This is a genomic window from Winogradskya humida (genome assembly GCF_016862215.1).
In the GTDB taxonomy this organism is placed as follows: Bacteria; Actinomycetota; Actinomycetes; order Mycobacteriales; family Micromonosporaceae; genus Actinoplanes; species Actinoplanes humidus.
In genome coordinates, this window is the sequence record NZ_BOMN01000131.1 from 15,710 (window position 1) to 28,476 (window position 12,767).

10 protein-coding genes are annotated in these 12,767 nt (G+C 70.7%); 5 read left to right on the plus strand and 5 right to left on the minus strand.

From position 1 onward, the window contains the following. Positions 1–61: 61 nt before the first annotated feature. On the plus strand, positions 62–1,516 hold the full coding sequence (locus Ahu01nite_RS44975; protein WP_203842910.1) for a GGDEF domain-containing protein: 1,455 nt from the start codon (positions 62–64) through the stop codon (positions 1,514–1,516). On the opposite strand, the gene Ahu01nite_RS44980 is transcribed toward Ahu01nite_RS44975, so the two are convergent. Next, positions 1,507–3,642 carry a sensor histidine kinase gene (locus Ahu01nite_RS44980; RefSeq protein WP_203842911.1) on the minus strand — a complete coding sequence of 712 codons (2,136 nt, stop codon included), beginning with the start codon at positions 3,640–3,642 and terminating at the stop codon, positions 1,507–1,509. The two genes, Ahu01nite_RS44975 and Ahu01nite_RS44980, sit on opposite strands and share 10 nt — an antisense overlap. A gap of 166 nt (positions 3,643–3,808) precedes the next feature. Here Ahu01nite_RS44980 and Ahu01nite_RS44985 point away from each other — a divergent pair, with 166 nt between their 5' ends. Then, the gene (locus Ahu01nite_RS44985; protein WP_239159652.1) at positions 3,809–4,273 is read left to right on the plus strand and encodes a MarR family winged helix-turn-helix transcriptional regulator; all 465 of its coding nucleotides are present in this window, start codon (positions 3,809–3,811) and stop codon (positions 4,271–4,273) included. Beyond that, positions 4,270–5,967, plus strand: coding sequence for an MDR family MFS transporter (locus tag Ahu01nite_RS44990; RefSeq protein ID WP_203842912.1), 1,698 nt, complete (start codon positions 4,270–4,272; stop codon positions 5,965–5,967). Before Ahu01nite_RS44985 ends, Ahu01nite_RS44990 begins: the two co-directional genes overlap by 4 nt. A gap of 7 nt (positions 5,968–5,974) precedes the next feature. On the opposite strand, the gene Ahu01nite_RS44995 is transcribed toward Ahu01nite_RS44990, so the two are convergent. Together Ahu01nite_RS44995 and Ahu01nite_RS45000 are read right to left on the minus strand one after the other, a co-directional pair. Next, entirely contained in the window at positions 5,975–6,223 is a 249-nt protein-coding gene (locus tag Ahu01nite_RS44995; RefSeq protein WP_203842913.1) for a diguanylate cyclase domain-containing protein, read from the minus strand. Next, positions 6,220–7,032: a cellulase family glycosylhydrolase gene (locus Ahu01nite_RS45000; RefSeq protein WP_307794758.1), complete on the minus strand. Its 813-nt coding sequence runs from the start codon at positions 7,030–7,032 to the stop codon at positions 6,220–6,222. The genes Ahu01nite_RS44995 and Ahu01nite_RS45000 overlap by 4 nt, the downstream gene beginning before the upstream one ends. 148 nt (positions 7,033–7,180) lie before the next feature. Between Ahu01nite_RS45000 and Ahu01nite_RS45005 the strand changes: the two genes are divergently transcribed. After that, on the plus strand, positions 7,181–8,017 hold the full coding sequence (locus Ahu01nite_RS45005) for a YwqG family protein (protein ID WP_203842914.1): 837 nt from the start codon (positions 7,181–7,183) through the stop codon (positions 8,015–8,017). Here Ahu01nite_RS45005 and Ahu01nite_RS45010 read toward each other — a convergent pair whose 3' ends face one another. Then, a complete protein-coding gene (locus Ahu01nite_RS45010) occupies positions 8,018–8,854 on the minus strand; it encodes a hypothetical protein (RefSeq protein WP_203842915.1) in 837 nt (278 codons plus the stop codon). It abuts the gene before it with no gap. A 187-nt stretch (positions 8,855–9,041) separates the two neighbouring features. Here Ahu01nite_RS45010 and Ahu01nite_RS45015 point away from each other — a divergent pair, with 187 nt between their 5' ends. Continuing rightward, entirely contained in the window at positions 9,042–10,667 is a 1,626-nt protein-coding gene (locus tag Ahu01nite_RS45015) for a CDP-glycerol glycerophosphotransferase family protein (RefSeq protein WP_203842916.1), read from the plus strand. On the opposite strand, the gene Ahu01nite_RS45020 is transcribed toward Ahu01nite_RS45015, so the two are convergent. Further along, a complete protein-coding gene (locus Ahu01nite_RS45020; RefSeq protein ID WP_203842917.1) occupies positions 10,639–12,759 on the minus strand; it encodes an NB-ARC domain-containing protein in 2,121 nt (706 codons plus the stop codon). The two genes, Ahu01nite_RS45015 and Ahu01nite_RS45020, sit on opposite strands and share 29 nt — an antisense overlap. Between the last annotated feature and the right edge of the window lie 8 nt (positions 12,760–12,767).

A 12,767-nucleotide genomic window follows, 5' to 3' on the forward strand; every position in this document is an offset into this window, starting at 1 on the left:
GACACCCGGGAGCTTTCGGTAGCGGACCCGGGCTGCAACCGGGGTGGCGGAGGCTGATGTGGTGACCTTCTCGCGCCCGCCCGCTGTCTTCGCGTACTACGCCCTGACCGGGATCGTGATCATGGCAGCGCATCGGGCTGCGACGCTGCTCGGGTGCCCGGAGCTTGTCCGGAACCTCATCTACAACACCGGCACGCTGGCTGCCGCGGTGGCGGTCTTCGCGGGGGTACGGATCAACCGGCCGGCGTACCGGCTGCCGTGGTTGCTGATCGGGGCGGGCGCGGCGGCCTCGGCGCTCGGTGACTTCCTGTACTACGTGTATCCGCTGCTGGGCGGGGTGCTGGCGAACCCGCACGTGGCCGACATCCCGTTTTTGTCGCGGTTCCCGTTGATCGCGGCCGGGCTGGTGCTGCTGATCCGCCGTCGTACGCCGGGCTGGGACGGCCCGGCGGCGATCGACGCCGGCATCGTCACGGTCGCGGCGTGCCTGGTGAGCTGGGTTTTTGTGATCAATCCGGTGACCGTTGCGGCGGCGGGGCCGCTGGTCGCGTTGACGTCGGCGGCGTACCCGGTCGGGGATCTGCTGCTGATCGTGGTGGGCGCCCGGCTGCTGCTCGGCGCCGGTGCGGGGCTGACCGCCATGCGGCTGCTCGGCGGTTACCTCGTCGTCTACTTCGTGTCCGACGCGGTGTACACGGTTCAGGCGATCGACGGGACCTACGCGTTCGGTGGCTGGCTCGACATGATCTGGATCGGCGGTTCGACCCTGCTCGGGCTGGCCGCCCTGCACCCCTCGATGGCGCTGCTGGGCGAGCGGACCCGCACGAGCGAGCCGACCGCGTCCCGGCGCCGGCTCATGCTGCTGGCGCTGGCTCCGCTGCTGGCCCCGGCGACGCTGGCCGTGCAGACGTTGCGGGGCGCGAACATGCACCCGCTGGTGGTGGCCGTCGGGTGCACGGCGCTGTTCCTGCTGGTGGTGGCGCGGCTGGCCGGGCTGGTCGAGGCGCAGCGACGGACCGCGATCACCGACGCGCTCACCGGGTTGCACACGCGGCGTTACTTCGAGGAGGCGCTCGGCGCGGAGTGCGCGCGGGCGGCTCGTACGCAGGATCCGTTGTCGCTGGTGCTGCTCGACGTGGATCATTTCAAGCGGGTCAACGACACCTACGGGCATTCCGCCGGTGACCGGGTCCTGTGCCAGGTCGCGATGCGCCTGAGGTCCGTGGTCCGAGCCGGTGACGTGGTCGCACGCTACGGCGGGGAGGAGTTCGCGGTGCTGCTCCCGCGGACGGGACCGCAGGACGCGTACGTGGTCGCGGAACGACTGCGCGAGGTGATCGCGGCGGCGGTGATGGAGCTGGGTACGGCCGCGGTCCCGGTGACGGTGTCGGTGGGTGTCGCCGCCATCCCGGTGCACGCGCCGTCCGCGGAGGATCTGGTGCTCGCCACGGACCGCTTGCTCTACGACAGCAAGGAGACCGGCCGGAACCGGGTGTCGATGCCCGCTCAGGCGTGACCCGGGACCTTGTCCCGCTGACCCGTGCCCACCGGCGTGCCGGCGGGCGCTGTGGTGCTGGGGAGGGTGAAGGTGAAGCGGGAGCCGCCGGTGGGGTTGTCGGTGGCGCGGATGGTGCCGCCGTGGCGGTGGACGATGCGCTGGCAGATGCCGAGGCCCAGGCCGGTGCCGGCGTAGCCGGCGGTGCGGTGGGCGCGGTGGAAGTTGTCGAAGATGGCGTCGTGCTGGCCTGCGGGGATGCCGATGCCGTTGTCGGTGATCGAGATGGTGAGCATGCCGCCGGCGTCGGAGGTGGTGGTGATGCTCAGGTGCGGGGTCACGCCGGGGGCGGTGTACTTGACGGCGTTGCTGATGAGGTTGTCGAACAGCTGCCGGATCAGGACGGCGTCGGCGTAGGCGGTGCCCAGCCGCGCGACCGTGAAGAGCGGGCTGGGTGATCCGGCGGCCTGGGCACTGTCGGTGCGGGTGGTGCAGATGTCCTGGACCAGGGCGTCGAGGTCGAGCTCGCCGGGGGCCAGGGTGGCATCACGGGCAGTGGTGTACGCGAGCAGGTCGTTGATCAGGCCCCGCATGCGCGCCGCCGAGCGGGTGACCCGGGTCAGACTGCCGAGCGCCTCGGTCGCCGCCGGGGTGGCGGTTGCCTCGGTGAGTACCTCGGTGGCGGCCTCGGTCCAGCCCTCGACGGCGGCCAGCGGGTTGAGCAGGTCGTGGGCCACGACGCCGGCGAAACCGATCAGCTCGTCGCGGTGGCGGCGTTCGGCGGTGACGTCGTGGAACAACAGCACCGCGCTGTTCTCGCCGCGGTGGTGCAGGCGGCTGGCGCTGACGCTGAGGATGCGCCCGTCGGGGACGTCGGGGTTGCGGATGAGGATGTCCTGGCCGGTGACGCGCTCGCCCTCCATGGCGCGGGCGTAGGCGGTCTGGTCGGCAGGTATGGGCGTACCGTCAAGATTGAACAGGCCGTAGTAACCACTGGCCGCGACCTGGTCGCCGGGGCTGGTGCGACCGCCGAGAAGCCTTGCCATGGCGGGATTGCGCAGGGTGACCTTGCCGTCGGCCGTGATGACCGCCAGGCCGTCGGCCATGGAGTCGATGACAAGTCCCATGAGTTTCGCCTGCTGCGCCGCCTGCTCCTCCTTCGCGGCCAGGGCTGCCTTGTCCGCGGCGAGCTCGGCGATCAGCGCCTGGCGTTCGTCACGGCCCAGCGCCAGCGAGAGCCCGACGACGGCGACCATCGCGACGAACAGCTGCACGATCATCGCGCGCAGCGGCAGCGAGGCGACCTGGGCGAAGGGGCCGTCGCCGTGCAGCGTGAACAGGACGGCGACGGTGCCGACGGCCATGTCGTGCACGACGACGAACGGGGTCGACAGGCGGGTGCCGCCCCAGATGGTCAGGCCGATGAGGGTGAACGCGATCGGCAGCTCGTGCTCGTAGCCGAAACCCACGAAGTAGGCGGCACCCGAGCACGCCGCCATCGCCGCGTATTCGAGCAGCCGCAGGGGCGGGGTGCGGCGCAACGCGAGCCCGGCATCGCGCCGCCAGCCGGTGGGGCGGCCCCCGTTCCGGGTCAGGTACGCCGCCAGGGCATGGCCGAAACACAGGCCGACGGCGCCGATCAGCAGCATGCTGGCCGTGTTGCGGGCCATCCACACCGCCGTCGCGGGCCACGAGTAGTGGCCGATGGACAGCCACACACCGGTCGGGCCGATGGCTGCCCCGGCCGCGGTCGCGCAGAACGCGGCACTCAGCAGGGCCCACAGGTCCCGGGGGCTGCGCAGGCCCTCGCTGCCGCCGGCGCCCCACAGGTTCGGGCGCCACCGGCTCATCAACGACAGGAAGACTCCGACCTGCACGAGGTTCGCGACGACGAACACGGCGGCGAGGGCCGGGCTCGCCCCGGTGAGCATGTTGATGACCAGGGTGATCGCCGACAGCGCCGCGGCGTCGGCCCAGCGGGCGGGGGAGTGCCGCTGGGCGCAGAACCACACGATGCCCACCCCGGCCGCGGGCCAGACCATGCTGAGGCTGGTGCCGTCCATGATCGTCAGCCGGCCGGCGTACGTGGCGACCGTGTAGGCGACGGCGAACAGAACCGTGCGCATCAGGGCCGACCGGATGCTCACTGCTCGTTCTCCATCAAGCTCCTCCACTCAGTCGCCATCTCCCTGATCGGCCACCCGACGGCTTTTATGAGCCCCCGCGTTTCTGCTGCTCAGTGGGCAAACTTGCGCATGAGGCAAGTTTGTGGAAGTTTGCATGCAACACGCAAGGCGGCGGACGGAGACCACGGTGGACGCGAAGCTCGAGGTGGGCAGGCGCTTGCAACTTCTGCTCAAGAGCGTGCGTTTGATCAAGCAGCATCGGGTGGGGGAGCAGCCGGCGATCCCGGCGGGCCTGCTCGGGATGCTCGGTCAGATCGACGAGTTGCCCACCACCTGCCATGCCCGCGAATTGGCCGTGCGTACGTCGCTGGATCCGTCGACGGTCAGCCGCGCGGTCGCCGCGCTCGTGTCCCACGACCTGGTGGCACGGCAACCCGACCCGGGGGACGGGCGGGCCAGCATCCTGGTGGTCACCCCCGCCGGCCGGGCCGCTCTGGCGGACAGCCTCGACTGGTACGCCCGCGTGCTCCACCAGGCCCTCGCCGGCTGGTCGGACGAGGACGTGACGGCGTTCAGTGACGCCATCGACCGGTTCGCCCGCGACGTCGAATCCTGCCTGACATCCCACGACACCCTGGAGGTCGCGCAGTGAGCGCACCCACAACCACGGCCACGGACGCCTCCGGCGGCGCAGAACCGATGACCCACCGGCAGACCCTGGAAGCGCTCAGCGGCCTGCTGCTCGTGCTGTTCGTCGCGATGCTCAGCAGCACGGTCGTGTCGACCGCGCTGCCGAAGATCATCGGTTCGCTGAACGGCTCGCAGATCCAGTACACCTGGGTGGTCACCGCGACCCTGCTCGCGGCGACGGCGACCACCCCGATCTGGGGCAAGTTCGCCGACCTGTTCAACAAAAAGCTGCTGATCCAGATCTCGATCGTCGTGTTCCTGCTCGGCTCGGTGGTCGCCGGGTTCTCGCAGAGCGCCGGTCAGCTGATCGCCGCCCGAGCGTTCCAGGGCATCGGCGTCGGCGGTCTGCAGGCCCTCGTCCAGGTCGCGATCGCGGCGATGATCCCGCCGCGGGAACGCGGGCGCTACAACGGATATCTCGGCGGCGTCATGGCCGTCGCGACGGTCGGTGGGCCATTGCTGGGCGGGCTGATCGTGGACACGTCGTGGCTCGGGTGGCGGTGGTGCTTCTTTGTGGGCGTACCCGTCGCTGTGATCGCTCTGGTCCTGTTGCAGTTGACATTGAATCTGCCGACGCTGCGACGCGAGAACGTGAAGATCGACTACGCGGGTGCGTTCCTGATCGCGGCGGGTGTGAGCGTCCTGCTGATCTGGATCTCCTTTGTGGACGACTCGTTCGCCTGGGTGTCGTGGCAGACGTTCGCCATGGTCGGTGCGACCGTCGTCCTGCTCGGCCTGGCCGTCTGGGTCGAGTCGCGGGTGGCCGAGCCGATCGTGCCGCTGGACATCGTCCGGCAGCGCACCACCGCCCTGGCCATCCTCGCGAGCCTCGCGGTCGGCATGGCCATGTTCGGCGGCGCCGTGTTCCTGGGGCAGTACTTCCAGATCGGCCGCGGCTACAGCCCCACCGAGGCCGGCCTGCTCACCATCCCGATGATGGGCGGCGTGCTGCTGTCGTCCATCATCAGCGGCCGCATGATCACCAGGACCGGCAAGATCAAGCCCTACATCATCGCGGGTACGGTGGTGCTCGTCGGCGGTTTCGCCATGCTCGCCACGATCGACCACGCCACCTCGCTGTGGTTCGTCGGCGTCGGCATGTTCCTCGTCGGTGCGGGTGTCGGTATGTCCATGCAGAACCTCGTCCTCGCCGTCCAGAACACCGTCGCGCTCAAGGACATCGGCGCGGCAAGCTCCACAGTGGCCTTCTTCCGGTCACTCGGCGGCACGATCGGCGTGTCCGTGCTCGGCGCGGTGCTGGCGCGGCGGGTCGCCGACCAGATCACCCATGACCTGGCCGCGGCGGGCGTACCCGCATCGGGTGGCAGCGGCAGCGGAAGCCTGAACATCGGCGCGCTGCCGGAGCAGGTGCAGCACATCGTGCGGGCCGCCTACGGCGACGCGACCGGGCACATCTTCCTGATCTCGGCGATCATCGCGGTCGTCGGCGTGCTCGCGTCCCTGGCGTTCAAGCCGGTGACCCTGCGCGGCAGCCTGGACCTCCCGGACCCGGCCCGATCCGCCGCGCTGGCCGCGGACGCGATCGACGGCGCCCCCTCGTTCGACCAGGTGGACATCGAACCCGGCGAGCGCGCTTCCTCGCTCGACAAGGGGGACATCGAACCCGTGGAGGACGAGAAGCCGGTCCGTCGCTGAGCAAGGGCTAACCGCGGGTCGAGACCTGGTTCCGGCCCGCGGTCTTCGCCGCGTAGAGGCAGGCGTCCGCCGCGCCGAGCAGGTCGTCCGGGGCGTGGCCCGCGGCCGGATCGCCCGAGGCGACGCCGATGCTGACCGTCACCCGCCCGCGCGGGGCTGCCTCGTGGGGCTCGGCGGCGACGAGCAGGGCGTGGGCGATCCGGCGGGTGGGGGAGTCGGCGGCGCGTTGCGGCGTACTGATCAGCGGGCTTGTCATGCGAGACCACCCGCCGGGCGGGTCTGGGTGATCGGGGCGCTGGAGGTTGTGCGGGCGGCGAGGCGTTGCCGGGCGAGGGTGGCGCCTTCGGTGGTCAGCCGGTAGATGTGGCGTGGTGGGCGGCCCGGCTCGTCGGAGGGCTCCCAGCCGGTTTCGAGCAGGCGCTGGTCGGTGAGGCGCATGAGGATCGGGTAGAGGGTGCCTGCTGTTGGAGGCAGGTTGTTGTTCTTGAAGGTGTCGATGTACGAGGTGATCGTCGACGCGCTGCTGTACTGCGAGTACATGTGCACCGAGAACAGGAGATTGTGGCGCGGGTCGGCCGCTTGGACCGAGGCGGCGTTGTTCTTCATCACGCCACCGTTGTCCTGGCCCCAGTTCGGGGCGTCGACGACCAGGACGTGGTCGAGGCCGGCGTTGCGGAGCTTGGTGACGGCGTTCTTGGTGTCGTTGGTCCAGTTCGCGATGGTGCTGTTGCCGTACGGTTCATTGCCGATGTTGACCATCACGTAGCGCTCCTGGCCCTGCAGCGCGCTCTTGATGGAGATCCAGTAGTCGGCCGCCGAGGAGAGGCTGTACGCGCCGGACGCCTCGCCGTACCCGGTCGTGTCGTGATTTTCGAGCAGGCAGATCAGCTTGTTCGACTTGCACGTGGCGATGACGTTCGCGACGTCCGAGGCGGAGTTCGTCGTCCACCGGCCGCCGCTGATCACGACGCGGACGGTGTTGGCGCGCCAGCCTTTCTGCCAGCCGAGGTCGCTCGCCGTCTTGTCCGCGTACCAGGCGTGCGGTTCGTTCGTGCCCCGGATCAGTTACTCCCGTCAATGTCTGTTTTGAGGTGATCAGCGGGGGCGGTCCCGGTCCCGCGGCGGCGGCCCTGCCCGGCTGGTCGACCTCCTCGGGCGGCTCACGTCCGCAAGGTGCGGGTGATCGTTGCGTGTGTGGTCTACGGTTTTGCGGGTGAATTCACGGAATTCGATGATTCTTGACCAGGTACGCGCGGAAGCGCTCGATCGTGGCATCCCGGCCGGTGACGTGGAGCGGTGGATGCGGCTCGTCCGGCCCTGTGCGTTGTTGACCCAGGGTGGGGACGGGCCGGTTGTGGGCCGGTTCGGCGGGCCGGTGCGGCTGCCCGCCGATGTTGCTGACCCCCGTTTTCCGTTGCTGGTGACCATTGAGTGCTCGGCGCTTCCGGCCGGGGTGACCGATCTGCCGTTGCCGTCCGACGGGAAGCTGCTGCTGTTCGGGTTTCCCGAGCCCGAGGGTTCCTACTCCATGGGTGACGTCGTGTACGTGCCGGAGGGCGCGGTCACCACGGAGCGGCCGGAATACCCCGAGGGCTACCCGCCCGACCCGGATTCCTACCTTGGCGTCTACGAGTCGCTGCCGGATGGCGAGGTGCGTCTGACCGTGGATGTCTCGCTGCCGTTCGTCGGCGTCGTCGAGCTTCCCGAGGCGCCGTGGATGGCACCGCTTCCCGGTCATCCGCATGCCGAGGAGCTGGCCGCGGTGTGGGCGGACCAGTGGGGTGGGGCGCAACTGCTGCTCGGTGGGTACGGCACGGAGCACAGCGACTTCGCCCCCGCCGCGACCATCGCCTCGTTCGCGGTCGATGCGGAGAAGGAAGGCCATCGCTCCGGTACGTCGTCACCGCGTGCCGAGGACTGGGTTCTGCTCGCCGAGGTCAATGTGGACAGACCGGGCGCCGGAGCCACCATCTACTGGGGGATTCAGCGGGAGGACCTGGCCGCGCAGCGCTTCGACCGCGCGCACGTCGCTGTGTACTGGAACCCCTGACTACGCCCCGAGCATGTCGTTTTCCGAGCCGGCTGGTACGGGGATTTCGAGGCTCCCGTTGACCATCAGGACGGTGATGTCGCGGTAGCGCTCGTGCGGGCGTACCTGGATGTCGGTGATTCTGGTCCTGGGCAGGATGGTCCGGGCGATGGAGAGGACCTTGTCGTTGCCGCGGGTGATGCGGTCGCGGCGGTGGATCTGCTGGAGCTCGCGGTCGTCCCCGATGGTGATCGTGGCGTGCAGCGTGACCGGGCGGAGCAGGCCGGTGCCGATCCGCCGGCGGGGGAAGGCGCTGATCAGGTGGATTCCTGGTTCCGCCCGGGTCAGCCTGCGGTATTCGTTGATCAGGCCCGTGTCAGCGTCGCCGAGGAGCGGTTCGGGGCCGTCGGGGAGGGCGAACGAGGGCTCGTCGACGGCGGCCGGCAGGTACCACTCGCGGAGCACCCGGATCAGGTTCTGGACGGGCGGCAGGTCGGCGGCGTTGTACGCGATGACGGGGTTCGTGCCGTCGCTGGTGTAGAGCGTCAGGCGGCCGTCGAGCATGCTGACGCTGTCCTCGATCGCGGTGATCCGGTCCATCGGGATGCGGGCGCTGTCGTAGCTGCTGCCTTGGCGCCGCAGGATCGTCACGGTCTCGTGGTCGACGGCTATCAGGGAGTCGTACAGGTCCATGTCGGGGGTGGCGTTGCGGCGTTCGATGTTGCGTGGCACCTTGAGCACGAGCTGGTGGGCCGCCGGGTCGATGCCGGCGTCCTGGAAGAGCCGGGGCAGGTCGGAGATCGTGTTGACCCGGTAGATCCAGGGCCCGAAGGCATCGAACTCCGCGGTGCGTCGCATGATCGAACTCTACGTCTGGCCTCCGCATGACCACGCGGGGTACCGTCCGAGCCGTGAACCCCCAGCCCGCCGTAACCAGCCACCACCCCCACTCGTTGGGGGAGCCGGGAGCCGGGAGCCGGGAGCCGGGAGCCGGGAGCCGGGAGCCGGGAGCCGGGAGCCGGGAGCCGGGAGCCGGGAGCCGGGTGTGTCGCTGACGGTGGGGGCCGGTCGCCGGGTGCTGGTGGTGGTCCGAACGGTGACCACGTTGAGCCGGCTGCTGGACGTGTTGTCGTTGACGGCGGGGGATCGCCGGATCCAGACCGTTTTCACCCATGATGTACGGCGCCGGTCGACCCTGGCCGCCGGGGTGGACGAGGCACTGCGGGATCTTGGCGGGTCGATGGTGCCGTGGGACGAGGCGATCGGCACGCGGTTCGACCTGGCGCTCGCGGCGAGTGAGAACGACGGGCTGGCCGAGCTGAACGCGCCGGTCCTGCTGATGCCGCACGGCGCGGGCTTCCAGAAGTTCTATCCGGGCACGTCGGTGGTGGCAGGCATGGATCCTGACCGGTTGGTGGTGGACGGCCGGGTGGTTCCCGCGGCGATCGCGCTGCCGCACCACTCCGATCTGGTCCAGCTCCGCGAGATATCTCCCGCTGCCGCACCGTTCGGCGCGGTGGTGGGAGATCCCGCCCTGGCGCGCATGCGTGGTTCCCGGTTCCGGGCCCCCTACCTGCGGTCCGCGCTCGGTGCGCGGGGCAGGCGTGTCGTGGTGGTGGCCTCCACCTATGGCCCCGATTCGGTGCTCGGGCGGTTGCCGGAGCTGCCCGAGCGGCTGGTGGCGGCCCTGCCCGCGGACGAGTACCAGGTCGTGGTCGTGCTGCATCCGGGGGTGTGGGCGGCGCACGGGCCGTGGCAGGTGCGGGCGTGGCTCTCGCAGGCGGCGGCGTACGGCGTGCGGGTCGTCGCCCCGCACGAGGGCTGGCAGGCCGCGCTGCTGGCGGCGTCGGTGGTGATCTCCGATCACGGGTCGCTGGCTGTCTACGCGACAGCGCTCGGCAAGCCGGTCCTGCTAGCCGGCCGGGGCAGCGCCGTCACCGTGCCGGGCTCGGCGGCGGCGATGCTGGCCGGGACCGCGCCGGTCTGGGATCCGGTGTCCGACCCGCGCAAGCAGCTCGAAGCGGCGATCGACGGCCATGACCCGGCGTCAGAACAGCAGGTCACGGCGGAACAGCAGGTCACGGCGGACCAGCAGGTCACGGCGGACGACTGCGCACCACGGCTGCGAGCCCTGGTCTACCGGCTGCTGGACCTGCCCGAGCCCGCGGCGCCCGCGGAATTCGCTCCCGTTCCGGCCCCGCCGCCGGTCGGGGGTACGGTTCCGGGCTGGGTCGCCGGCGCGGAGATCCTGCCGGACGGGGTACGCGTCGAGCGTTACCCCGATCCCGGCACGGGGCCGCCGCACGACGGGCTCGCGTACCGGCATCTGGTGGCGGATGAGCGTACCGGGAGCCTGACGCGGTTGGGGTCGGCCGACATCCTGGTCACGGACCTGCGTGCGGCGGGCTCGGTGCGGCGCTGGGTCGAAGGGGCACCGGAGCAGCTGAGCGCCTGGCCGCAGACGACGATGCTGGCCGCCGTCGTGGACGAGTGGTCGTGCGTGATCCGGACCCGCGCGGGCGCGCACCTGCTGACCGCTGACGATCTGATCGATCCGGTCCTGCTCGCCTCGCTGGCTCACGTCCGGCTGGCGGCGACGGGGCAGCTCCCGTCGCGCGACCGGCTGTATCTCGGCGACAGGTCTATCGCGGTGGCGGTGGCAGCAGGCTGAGCTTCGCCAGATACTCATCGAAGCGGCGGTCACCCGAGTCGTAGTAACCCTGCGCGATCCAGCCCCATCGGGTGCGAGCCCCTTCGACGTCTCCCCGGCGCCACGCGACCTCCGCCTCCAGGTCGGCGAACTCCACTTCGTAGCGCCGGGCCCCCGCCGCGGTGGCGAGCTGACGCGCATGGGCCAGCTCCGCGGCCGCCGCGGGCAGGTTGTTCAAGGCCACGAAGGAGCGAGCCGCCACCATGCGTACGCGTGCATCGTTGCGAATGTCCGTAGTGAGCTCTTTCGCCCGGGCCAGGACCTCCAGCGCCTCCTGCGGCCGGCCCAGAAGCACCAGCGCGTTGGCGAGCATCCGATGATGCAGCCCCGCGGCTCGTACGAGCTGATGCTGTTCGTCGATCACCAGGCAGCGGCGGTAGGCATCAACCGCCGCGGGGTAATCCTTGGCCGCCGTGGCGAGACTGCCCCGGAATTCGAGCACCGACGACTGCATCAGGGCATCGTCGACGCCGCCGTCCAGCAGCCTGTCGGCTTCGGCCAGCGCGACGGCCGCCCGGTCCAGCTGGTGCAGCTGGGTGAGGATACGTGCCTGCATCGCGTGGATCCGGGCCTCGACCACCCGGTCACCGAGCGCCTGAGCAGCGCGGATGCCCCACTCGTTGACGCCATGGAGCAGCCAGTGATGGCCGCGGTGGGTCAGCAGCGGTTCGAGTGCCCCGCACAACTGGACGATCTCGACGTACCTGCCGTGGTGGTGGGCGCGGGGCACGACCGCGGCGATCGCCGGTGCCTCGGTTTCGAGCCAGTCGATCGGGGTCTGGGTACGACTCCAGGTGAGCCTCGGTGGGATCGGATAGCGCCGCAGGCGTTCCCCGCCGGCCAGGTCGGCGGCGACGGCGTTGTCGCGGTAGAAGGCCAGGAGCCGTCCGAAGACCGCATCCGGGTCCTCCGCGGCGTCCAGGCCCCGGGCGAAGGTGCGGATCAGCCGTGGCAGCCGGATCCTGCCGCCGTCCGTGACCACCAGCCCGGCGTCGATCAGCTCGTCCGCGCGATGACCCAGCGCGGCGGTGACCGCGTCGTGGCTGAGCTCCTCGACCGGCTGGGTGGCCAGCCCGATCAGGTCATCCCTGGCCGCACCCGTCAGGGCGGCGACCGTCCGGGACAGGCACCGGCTGATCAGCTCGCCCGGGTCTCCGCTGCCGGCCAGCTCGTCCCGGACCGCCGCGACAGCGCCGGGCGCCCCGCGACGCCGTGCCAGGAGCGCGCCCGCCTGCAGGATCGCGAAGGGCAGGCGATCACACAACGCCAGCAGGTCCCCGGCCGCCGCGGGCTCGCTCGCCGCCGCGCCCGTGCACCGGTCCTCCAGCATCTCGTACGCGCCCCGCTCGTCCAGGCCGTGCAGCTGCACCGGAGGCGACTGCGCCCAGGACCATAGATCGTCGGTCAGCCGCCGCGTGGTCACCAGCACCAGACTCGACGGCCAGGGCTGGGCCAGCAGGCGCAGCTCCGCGACGCCGGCCGCGTTGTCCAGCACCAGCACGAAACGGCGGTGGACCAGCGCCCGCAGGTATTGCCCGGCAACTTCCGCGGCCACGTCGGTGTCCACCGGCACCCCGAGCTGCCGGAGCACGGCCGCCTGCACCTCGGCGACCCGCAATGCCTCGCCGGTCCGGAACTCGTCCAGATCGACGTAGGCTGCCCCGCCCGGGAACTCGTCGGCCACGTCCTGGCACACCTTCAGGACCAGCGCCGTCTTACCCGCCCCGTGCAGCCCCGCGACCAGGTGCGTTCCGGGTCGGCTCAGCACGCCACGAACGTCATCGCGGTCGAAGAAGGTCGCCGGAGGAAGGACGGACAGCTGTGTCGATGCCCCGGTCACCGCGGCGAGCTCGGCGGTGACCTCCGCCGCGAACCGGGGATCACGCTCACCGGCCCGCAGGATCGCCCGCCGCAACGCTTCCGGATCCTCGGGAAGGGCCCCGAGCCGGCGTAACAGGGCCCGCATCACCCCGCCCGCGCCGGACACGATCACGCCCCCGGCACCGGCCATCACCGACTTGGCGGCCTCCTGCGCGACGATCTCCCAGCTCACGCCTCACC

Excerpts from the sequence above, each read along its gene's own strand:
- Ahu01nite_RS44995 (WP_203842913.1), bottom strand. The coding sequence starts at position 6,223 with ATGACAAGCCCGCTGATCAGTACGCCGCAACGCGCCGCCGACTCCCCC.
- Ahu01nite_RS45010 (WP_203842915.1), bottom strand. The coding sequence starts at position 8,854 with ATGCGACGCACCGCGGAGTTCGATGCCTTCGGGCCCTGGATCTACCGG.